The organism is Pseudomonas sp. CM25 (genome assembly GCF_013179705.1).
Taxonomy (GTDB): Bacteria; Pseudomonadota; Gammaproteobacteria; order Pseudomonadales; family Pseudomonadaceae; genus Aquipseudomonas.
Window position 1 is genome coordinate 1 of sequence record NZ_JABMCW010000232.1, and the last position, 9,026, is coordinate 9,026.

The following is a 9,026-nucleotide window of genomic DNA, read 5'->3' on the forward strand; positions in this document are numbered from 1 at the left end:
TTTGCGGGGCGCATGGAGAAACCGATGAAGCTGGTGGCGGCGCTGTTCCTGGCGTTCACCATTGTGCTGGCCCTGACCAAGGACTGGCAGACCGTGGCCGAGTACGCGCCGGTGGTGGGGCTGGCGGCGTTGCTGTTCAACCTGCTCAGCCTGGCAGTTGGCTACTTTGTACCGCGCCTGCTGAACATTCCCAAACGCCAGGCGATCGCCATCGGCATGGAGATCGGTATTCACAACGGCACCTTGGCGATTGCCCTGGCCTTGAGCCCTTCGCTGCTGAACAACCCGACCATGGCCGTGCCGGCGGCGCTGTACAGCTTGATCATGTTCTTTACTGCGGCGGGGTTTGGCTGGTGGGTGAGCCGCGGGCATGTGGCGGCGCGGGCTGAGGGGGAGACGGTGAATTGAGGGGAGGCCATGGTGCTTTTGCTGGCAGGTCATGGGGTTGCGGGGGATTGCATCAGGGCTGACAGGTGCTTGCCGCAGCAGTTGCAGCGCCTATGAGATCGAGCGCCGCCAGCGCGGCGCTTCGCGGGTGTCCGCCACCACATCTTCATCGCCTCTGAAACCGAGCGCCGCCCGCGCGGCGCTCGATCTCATAGGCGCTGCACCTCTTATGGCAAACGCCTTTCAGCCCGGATGCTATCCCTCTTGGAACATGCCCAACCAACAACCCCGCCCCAGCACAGCCACCTTCAGCCGCTCTTCCCGCGCAACTGCCGCTTCAACACCTTCAACGGCGGCGCGTAGAAAAAACCGAACGAAACACACCCGGTCCGCCCCTTCACCGCATGGTGCAGCCGGTGCGCCCGGTGCAGGCGTTTGAGGTAACCGTTGACCGGCCGAAGCTTGCGCGGCCAGTGCCGGTGGAAGAAACCGTCGTGGGCCACCACATACAGCACCCCGTACCCCGCCACACCAGCGCCCACCCACTGCAACGGTGCATACCCTGCCTTGCCTGATGCCACCAGCGCGGTAGCGATCAGCCCCAGGGCCAACAGATACAGGTCGTTGGTTTCGAGCATGCCCAGCTGTGGCTCATGGTGAGATCGATGCAGCCACCAGCCCCAACCATGCATGATGTATTTGTGAGCCAGCGTGCCAACGCCCTCCATGGTCACCAGGGTGCCGAACAAGATGGCGAGATTGAACAGCATGGAACGGTCCAGGTGATGGCCAAGGAAAGTGCAAGGGTACCCACTGGCTGCGTTTTTTGCCATGCAGGCGTGCCGGCTGCAGGCCCTTTGCCGATGAAGCCATTGTCATCTTTTCACCCTTGACCTCGTCTGTCCCGGGGCGTAAGGTCCGCGACGCAATTTTGCTTCCCTGAACAGGAGACCTGCATTGGACAGTAGCCCCAGTCGCTTGCGACAGGCCCACGTGGCGCGCTAGCCTGGCAGTGTCCTGCACTGTCTGGCCGCAATGGCAAGACGGTGGTTTCTTGTAACCCCCTCTTCTCTTCCCCTCCCCCGTGGTCCTGCGCATTTTCTGGTTTTTCAACCGCGCCACCTGATGGCGTACGTGCGGGCATTTGCCCGTGGAAGAGGTTTGCTATGGATTGGAAAGTATTTCTGCTGCGCGTCAGCATCGCCCTGATGTTGGGGGCGCTGATCGGTGCCGAGCGCCAACTGCGCCAACGCCTGACCGGACTGCGCACCAACGCGCTGGTCAGCACCGGTGCCTGCCTGTTCGTCCTCATGACCCAGGCGGTGCCAGGCATGCTCCCTGCCGACGCCTCGCGGGTTGCCGCGTATGTGGTCTCGGGCATCGGCTTTCTGGGTGGCGGTGTGATCATGCGCGACGGCTTCAACGTACGCGGCCTGAACACCGCCGCTACCTTGTGGTGCACGGCGGCGGTCGGCGTGCTGTGCAGCCTGGGGCTGCTGCTGGAGGCGGCACTGGGCAGCCTGGTGATTCTGTGCGCCAACATCCTGCTACGCGACATCGCCCAGCGCCTGGACCGCCAGGACGTGGTGCCGGCCAGCGAAGTGGAACAGCACTTTGAAGTGCGCATCGTCTGCCGTGCCGAGGACGAGATCCAGGTTCGCAGCTTGATGCTGCATAGCCTGGCCGACCCTGAGCTGCGCCTGCAGTCGCTGCAAAGCGAAGACCTGGCCAACCCGGCCCGCCTGGAAGTGCGCGCCGAGCTGCTGGGCACGGCGCAGGCACCGGGGCAACTGGAGCGCTTGGTCAGCCGGGTCAGCCTGGAGAAAGGTGTAAGCTCGGTGCGCTGGCAGCTGCAGCCACAGGTACTGAGAGCAGATTGAAACAACAGGACAGACGCATGCGCATTGGCCCTACCCTTGAGCACGACATCCAGTGGCTGCCCGGCATCAAGCGTTCGACAAGGATCTGGGTTGGCGGTTGTGCGGGGTTCTGCGCAACGAGCGGGAGCAGCGGGCGCTGCGCCATGCGTCTTCAACTGAGGCTTCAGGCTTTATGGCGCCACGCCAACCCCTGCATTTGCCGCTACGCAAAATCCATCCCGGCCCTGCCGCTTGGCCTGGTACAGCGCGCCGTCGGCGGCCGCCATCAGCCTCTCGGCCGTCACCCCTTCCCGCGCCAGATCACCGACCGCAATCCCGGCACTGAACGACACGCGCCCCAGCGGGCTCCCGCCGTGCTCGAGCAACTGGCGCCGCAGCAATTGCTGCACTTCCACTACCAGCACCTCTGCCCCGTGTGTATCGGTATCGGGCAACAGTAGCGTGAACTCCTCTCCGCCATAGCGCACGGCCAGGTCTGCTGGCCGCTTCAGGGCCTGTTGCAAGACTTCAGCGAAGCGCCGCAGGCACTGGTCGCCCGCAGGATGCCCGTAAAGGTCGTTATAGGCCTTGAAGTAATCCAGATCGAGCATCACCAATGCCACCGGGTAGCCCTGTCGCCGCGCACGCTTCAATTCTGCCTCGAACACCGCATCCAGGCGACGACGGTTTCCCAATCCAGTCAGGCTGTCGGTCAAGGCCAGCGCCTTCAGCGTCTGGTGCGCCTGGTGCAGCGCCCGCTCGATGGTTATTCGTTCGCGTAACTGGCGCAGCACCACCCCAGCAAATGCTGCCAGGCCCAGCAACAACAGCAACAACACCGCCAGCGACTTGATGGCATCGTGGCGCCAGGGCGCGACGATGGATTCACGCGACAAGCCTGCTTCAACCACCAGCGGATAACTCGACAGCGCGCGGTAGGCGTATAGCCGAGCCGTCCCGTCTACCACCGCTACTGCCTCTGCTACCCCCTCCGCAGCGTAAGGCAAGTGGTTACGGAAGATCTCGCTGTTGGCCAGGCTTCGGCCTACCGCCGGCTCGACGAACGGTCGCCGTACCAGGATGGTCCCGTCACGCTTGGCCAACACCAGCGCGCCACGCTCGTCAATCTTGAAATCGCCGTAATACTGCACGAACCATTGCACTTTGATGGTGCCCAGCAGGACGCCAGCGAAGCTGCCGTCGGGGTACTCCAGGCGCCTGGAAATGGGAATGATCAGGTCGCCCGTCGAGCGGCTGCGCACCACCGAACCGACCCGCACACCGCGGTCGGCATGGTCACGGTGATAGACAAAATAATCCCGGTCGGCATTGTTGGCATTGGCGGGGATAAGCGCCTGATCGGTAACGATCCAGTGGCCATCCGGGCCATACACGAACAGCCCGTGCAACTGCGGCATGATGCTTTTCTGCTTGGCCAGCAGTGCATGCAGCCGGGGCCGGTTGATGTGGTCGAAACCGTCGCCTTCAAGGCGCTCGGCCAACGTAGCGGTGATGGCGTCGACCTGGCGGATGGCGTCTTCGGCATGCTGGGCCGTGGCCCGGGCCAGGTTGGTGACGATGTTCTCGGCATTGCTGAAGGCGTGCCGGTAGTCGCGCCAGATACGCCAGCCTTCCACCAGGGCGAAGGCCAGCATCACCACCAGCATGAATGCCAATACCAGGCGGAACAACGCCACAGCGCGCCCCTCGCCGGCTACCGCGATAAGCCCGTCATCATCCTGTTTCCTGGCTGCGCACATTCAAATCCCTAGCCATACGGCATTTTGCCGCCTTTCACTATAGTTCAGGGCCGCCGGAGCGAAACCCGTCGCGAAAAAGATTAAACCTTTGCCTCCCCCGCACCCTCAACCGTACGCGACACTGACGTCGCGCCACGGTTTAAGGAGTGAAGCATGAGCAGTCTCTTCATCAAGCGCGTTGGTTTGTCCATGGTATTGGGCCTGGCATCGGTCCAGGCGATGGCAGCCAGTTCAGATGATTTTGTCGACGCGGCCACCGAAGCTGGCATTGCCGAGGTGGTAACCGGCAAGCTGGCCCTGGAAAAAAGCCAGGACGCCGAGATCAAGACATTCGCCCAGCAGATGGTCACCGACCACACCCAGGCCAACCAGAAACTCGGCGACATTGCCCGCAAGCTGGATATCTCAGTGCCCGATGAGGCGGCCATGACCGACAAGGTCAAGAAAATGATCCTGGAGTGGCGCGACGAGTCGTTCGACAAGTCTTACGTCAACAACCAGGTCGACGCCCACGAAAAAGCAGTGGAGCTGTTCAAGAAAGAAGCTGCTTCGTCCGACAAGGCGGAGCTGAAGGCCTTCGCCAGCGAGACCCTGCCGAAACTCGAAAAGCACCTGGAACACGCCAAAGCGCTTCAGACCAAGCACGGCAAGTGAGGCCCAGCATGACTAATGATGCATTGAAAACCGAAGTACTGACCCGCCTGTTACATGCGCACCCCCAAGGGCTGGGCAAGGAAGTGCTGGATAACTACCGCGGCGAGAAGGCCGTGGCCGGCATGCTCAAGACGTTGCAGGAGGCGGGTTTGATTCATGATGGCAGCGTGACGGTGGGCAATGACCACCAGATCAGCGTGAGCTATCCGATCAAGTTGTCTGCTGCGGGTGTCGAGGCAGCCAGACAGGCCGAGGCCTGACAATCCTGGGGGCACACCGCTAGTCAGGCAAATCAGGGGCCGCTTTGCGGTCCCTGATGACGTCGAGTGACGCTAGCCTTCACTGTTTCTTTTCCACATCCCTTGGCGGTTTGGCCGGCCCTTGCGGGTCGACCTGCGGGTCATCGGCATCCGGCGAATCGGGGTCGAACCCCAGGTCATTCGGCTTATCTGACTGTTCGGACGAGTGAGGTCCTTCTTTGTTTGGCGCTTTAGATTCAGGCATGGCTATCTCCCGTGAGTGTCCATAGAAGAAAGCAGCCGTCCGCGAAAGTTTGATTAATCTGCAACCGCAGGCAGTTGCGCCCTGCACTGCGCAAGTGCCTCGTCCCGCTCCCTCAGGTGCTCCTCCAGCCGCTGCAACTGGCGAGCCTGTTCGGCGCAAAGGTCGCGCCTGTCCTGCAGGCTTTGGGTCTGCACATCCAGCTGCCGGCGCATTTCGTCGCTGGCGCCCTGGGCCTGGGCGAGCATCGTGCGCAACCCCTGTATTTGTGCGTCGCGCTGCTCTAGCAGCTGGTCTTGCGCCCGGCACTCATTGGCGGCCTGGCGGTGTTCGCCCAGCAAGCGCTCGTTGTCGCGGTGAAGGCGGGTCAGCTCGTCCTGCTTGACGATCATGCCCTGTTGCAACTGGCGTAGTTCCAGCTGCAACTGCTGCAGCTGCGCTTCGTGGCGGCGCTGCTCCTGATCGCGCTGTTCACGGCTGGCCGTGCGGTAGTGCTCCAGCGCATCGCGGGCATGGCGGTGCTTGTCCTCCAGCGATTTGACCTGCTCGTCCTTGTCGGCCAGGCGCACCTGCATTTCACCCAGCGACTGATTGAGGCTGGCGCTGCGCAGTTGTTCGGCCTGCAGCGTGCTCTGGGTGGACAGCAGCTTTTGCGACTCGGCTGCCAGCGCAGTCACGTCGATCTGGTGCTGCTGATGGGCTGCAGCCAGCGCCTGTTGCGCGATCGCAAGCTGCGCTTCCAGTTGTTCGCGCTGCTCGGTGAATGTGCTTTCGGCTTGCTCGATCCTGAGGTCCGCCTCGTCCTGCAGCTGCGTGGCCAGTTGGCCGACCAGGCGGCTGAGCACTTCGCTCAGCGCTACGCCCCCTTCCGACGCCACCGGCTGCTGGCCGTTCAGTTCCTTCAAATAGCGATGAATCGTGGTCTTCGACCCGGTATTGCCCAGCTCTATACGTATGGCGTCGATGCTGGGGTTTTCGCCCCGGGCAATCAGCGCCTGACGTGCCTGCTGCACTACGACCTTGTTGATACCGCCCCGGCCCATGCTTGCTCCTACGATTTTGTACTGTGTTATGTACCATGTAATTACATACCAATTATGACGATAGTTGGGCTGCCCCGCAATGCTTGATTAAGGTGGAATAATCACGGCTTATCGCATGTTAGGTGAAATTTCAGGCGTTTTTACGACGCAGCCGTACACACGTGCGCATCGCTAACGCATTCCAGCACCAGCCGGTGACGGGTTCGTGATCGAAGAAATGGGGAGGACGCAACGGCGCCAACGAGAGCGGAGATCGGCCTCAGCTAACGGAGGAGTATCGAAGGTGCCGCTGCTATTGCAGCAGCGGGGTGTTGCGGTGATCGTGTGCCGCCGCAACATCTTGCAGGGAAGTTTTTGAAGGCCATTCAGCCCTGATGCCAGTCAGTCAAGGCTAATGGGGCTGCTGTGCAGCCCATCGCCGGCAAGCCAGCTCCCACCCCGACCGCATCGCATTCAAACCATGCGTCGTACCTGTGGGAGCCAAGCTTGCTGGATGCCTGCTCCATCCGACCGCATCGCATTCAAACTATGCGCCGTAGCTGTGGGAGCCAAGCTTGCTGGATGCCTGCTCCATCCGACCGCATCGCATTCAAACCATGCGCCGTACCTGTGGGAGCCAAGCTTGCTGGATGCCTGCTCCATCCGACCGCATCGCATTCAAACCATGCGCCGTACCTGTGGGAGCCAAGCTTGCTGGATGCCTTCTCCATCCGACCGCATCGCATTCAAACCATGCGCCGTACCTGTGGGAGCCAAGCTTGCTGGATGCCTGCTCCATCCGACCGCATCGCATTCAAGCCATGCGCCGTACTTGTGGGAGCCTGGCTTGCCGGCGATGGGCCGCCGAGCGGCCCCAATTGCTTAACTGACTGGCATTCAGCTGTGCCCTGCCAACTTTAGAGCAACCGTTGCACCTGCGCCGGGGTGCGCCGCATCAGTACCTTGCCATGGCGCACCGACACCAGCGCATGCCCCTGGCTGCGCACCATCTCGTAATCGTCTGGGGCCGACAGCAGCAACAGGTTCGCCGGCCGCCCGACCTCGATGCCGTAGCGCTCGCCCAGGTTCAGGGTGCGGGCGCTGTTGTCGGTAATCAGATCCAGGCAGCGCTGCAGGTCGTCGTAGCCGAGCATGTGGCAGATATGCAGCCCGGCCTCGAGTATGCGCAGGATGTTGCCGTTGCCCAGCGGGTACCACGGGTCGACGATGGAGTCCTGACCAAAGCACACGTTCATGCCGGCACGATCGATCTCGGCCACGCGGGTGACACCGCGTCGTTTAGGGTAGTTGTCGAAGCGCCCTTGCAGGTGAATGCTCTCGGTCGGGCACGACACGAAGTTGATGCCCGACAGCTTGAGCAGGCGGAACAGCTTGTAGCAGTAGGCATTGTCATACGAGCCCATGGCCACGGTATGGCTGGCCGTTACCCTGCTGCCCATGTCGCGTACCCGGGCTTCTTCGGCCAGCACTTCGAGAAATCGCGATTGCGGGTCGTCGGTTTCGTCGCAGTGCACATCCACCAGGCAGCCGCTGCGCTCGGCCAGGTCCATCAGGAACTTCACCGACGACACGCCCTGGTCGCGGGTGTTTTCGAAATGCGGAATACCACCGACGACGTCGGCGCCAATCGCCACCGCTTCGGTCATCAGCGCCCGGCCGTTGGCATACGACTCGATACCCTCCTGCGGGAAGGCAACGATCTGCAGGTCGACAAGCTCGCGCACTTCGTCACGCACCTCGACCATGGCCTTGAGCGCGGTGAGCGCGGGGTCGGTTACATCGACATGCGTGCGCACATGCTGGATGCCGTGGTCCACGAGCATGCCGATGGTTTTTTTCGCGCGGGTCTTGATGTCATCGTGGGTGGTGATTGCCTTGCGCTCGGCCCAGCATTCGATGCCTTCGAACAGGGTGCCGCTCATGTTCCACCTTGGTTCGCCGGCAGTAAGCGTGGCGTCCAGGTGGATATGCGGTTCGATGAAAGGCGCCACCACCAGGTTTTGCCCAGCGTCCAGGTCATCGGCGGCGCGTGGTGTCACCGGCTCGGGCTGGGGCACGATGGCGGCGATGCGCTCGGCGTTCAGTTCGATGCGGAACAGGCCGGGTTTGCCGCGCAGTCGGGCGTTGAGGATGTTCATCGAGGATCTCCTTGGGCTTTGCATTGCTCACACATCATAGCGGTTCGAGCCCTTTGATTTGGGAGATTTGCATCAGGGCTGACAGGCGCTGAAAATCCTGGGGCAAACACCTCTCAGCCCCCAATCACCCCCCATCCAACCCCATCTGCCAGAAATCAGCCTCAAGGCTCGACGCCTGGCCAAAAATACCGACCAGTTCGCCAAACCGCTGCTCGGTCATGCTCCGCGCCGCCAGCTCATCCAGGTGCTTGCGCGCTGCCGCTGCCACGCCCTGATAACCGTCCCCGGCATACTCGCCAATCCACTCGCGGTACGGGTGGTTGCTCAAGTCGCCGATCTGCTCTGCCAGGGCCCGCCCGATCTCGGCATAACCGATCACGCACGGCGCCAGTGCCACGTGCAGCTCCAGCAAGTCGCCCGCTGCACCGCAGTCCAGCACATAACGGGTATAGGCCACGGTGGCCTGGTGCTCGGGTGCCGCCTCGATGTCGGCCTGGGTCAGCCCCCAGCGCGCGCACAGGCGCAAGTGCAGCTCGGTTTCATCCAGAATCGCCGCCAGCCCCGCCTGTGCCGCGCGGATGTCGGCCGGGCGGCGACTTTTGTAGGCAGCCAGGGCCCAGGCGCGGGCGAACTGGACAAGGAACAGGTAGTCCTGCACCAGGTACGTCCGAAACGCCGCCTCAC

The 9,026-nt window shown here is 62.3% G+C and carries 10 protein-coding genes; 4 read left to right on the forward strand and 6 right to left on the reverse strand.

The window, feature by feature from the left end; all coding sequences use genetic code 11:
- The coding region (locus HP546_RS20920; RefSeq protein ID WP_372242449.1) for a bile acid:sodium symporter family protein at nucleotides 1–408 on the forward strand (408 nt) is incomplete at its 5' end.
- Between the two features lie 287 nt (nucleotides 409–695).
- Here HP546_RS20920 and HP546_RS20925 read toward each other — a convergent pair.
- A complete protein-coding gene (locus tag HP546_RS20925; protein WP_172229016.1) occupies nucleotides 696–1,157 on the reverse strand; it encodes a sterol desaturase family protein in 462 nt (153 codons plus the stop codon).
- A gap of 396 nt (nucleotides 1,158–1,553) precedes the next feature.
- Here HP546_RS20925 and HP546_RS20930 point away from each other — a divergent pair, with 396 nt between their 5' ends.
- Nucleotides 1,554–2,267, forward strand: coding sequence for an MgtC/SapB family protein (locus HP546_RS20930; RefSeq protein ID WP_172229018.1), 714 nt, complete (start codon nucleotides 1,554–1,556; stop codon nucleotides 2,265–2,267).
- A 170-nt stretch (nucleotides 2,268–2,437) separates the two neighbouring features.
- Here HP546_RS20930 and HP546_RS20935 read toward each other — a convergent pair whose 3' ends face one another.
- On the reverse strand, nucleotides 2,438–4,006 hold the full coding sequence (locus HP546_RS20935; protein WP_172229020.1) for a sensor domain-containing diguanylate cyclase: 1,569 nt from the start codon (nucleotides 4,004–4,006) through the stop codon (nucleotides 2,438–2,440).
- Nucleotides 4,007–4,159: 153 nt separating this feature from the next.
- Between HP546_RS20935 and HP546_RS20940 the strand changes: the two genes are divergently transcribed.
- Both HP546_RS20940 and HP546_RS20945 read left to right on the forward strand, forming a co-directional pair.
- On the forward strand, nucleotides 4,160–4,660 hold the full coding sequence (locus HP546_RS20940; protein WP_172229021.1) for a DUF4142 domain-containing protein: 501 nt from the start codon (nucleotides 4,160–4,162) through the stop codon (nucleotides 4,658–4,660).
- An 8-nt stretch (nucleotides 4,661–4,668) separates the two neighbouring features.
- Nucleotides 4,669–4,920 carry a hypothetical protein gene (locus HP546_RS20945; RefSeq protein WP_172229023.1) on the forward strand — a complete coding sequence of 84 codons (252 nt, stop codon included), beginning with the start codon at nucleotides 4,669–4,671 and terminating at the stop codon, nucleotides 4,918–4,920.
- 79 nt (nucleotides 4,921–4,999) lie between these two features.
- On the opposite strand, the gene HP546_RS20950 is transcribed toward HP546_RS20945, so the two are convergent.
- The 4 genes from HP546_RS20950 to HP546_RS20965 form a co-directional block, all read right to left on the reverse strand.
- The gene (locus tag HP546_RS20950) at nucleotides 5,000–5,164 is read right to left on the reverse strand and encodes a DUF6021 family protein (protein WP_172229025.1); all 165 of its coding nucleotides are present in this window, start codon (nucleotides 5,162–5,164) and stop codon (nucleotides 5,000–5,002) included.
- A 53-nt stretch (nucleotides 5,165–5,217) separates the two neighbouring features.
- A complete protein-coding gene (locus HP546_RS20955) occupies nucleotides 5,218–6,204 on the reverse strand; it encodes a DNA-binding protein (RefSeq protein ID WP_172229027.1) in 987 nt (328 codons plus the stop codon).
- A gap of 896 nt (nucleotides 6,205–7,100) precedes the next feature.
- On the reverse strand, nucleotides 7,101–8,342 hold the full coding sequence (gene codA, locus HP546_RS20960) for a cytosine deaminase (protein WP_172229029.1): 1,242 nt from the start codon (nucleotides 8,340–8,342) through the stop codon (nucleotides 7,101–7,103).
- A gap of 124 nt (nucleotides 8,343–8,466) precedes the next feature.
- On the reverse strand, nucleotides 8,467–9,026 hold a 560-nt coding region (locus HP546_RS20965), incomplete at its 5' end, for a TenA family protein (RefSeq protein ID WP_172229031.1).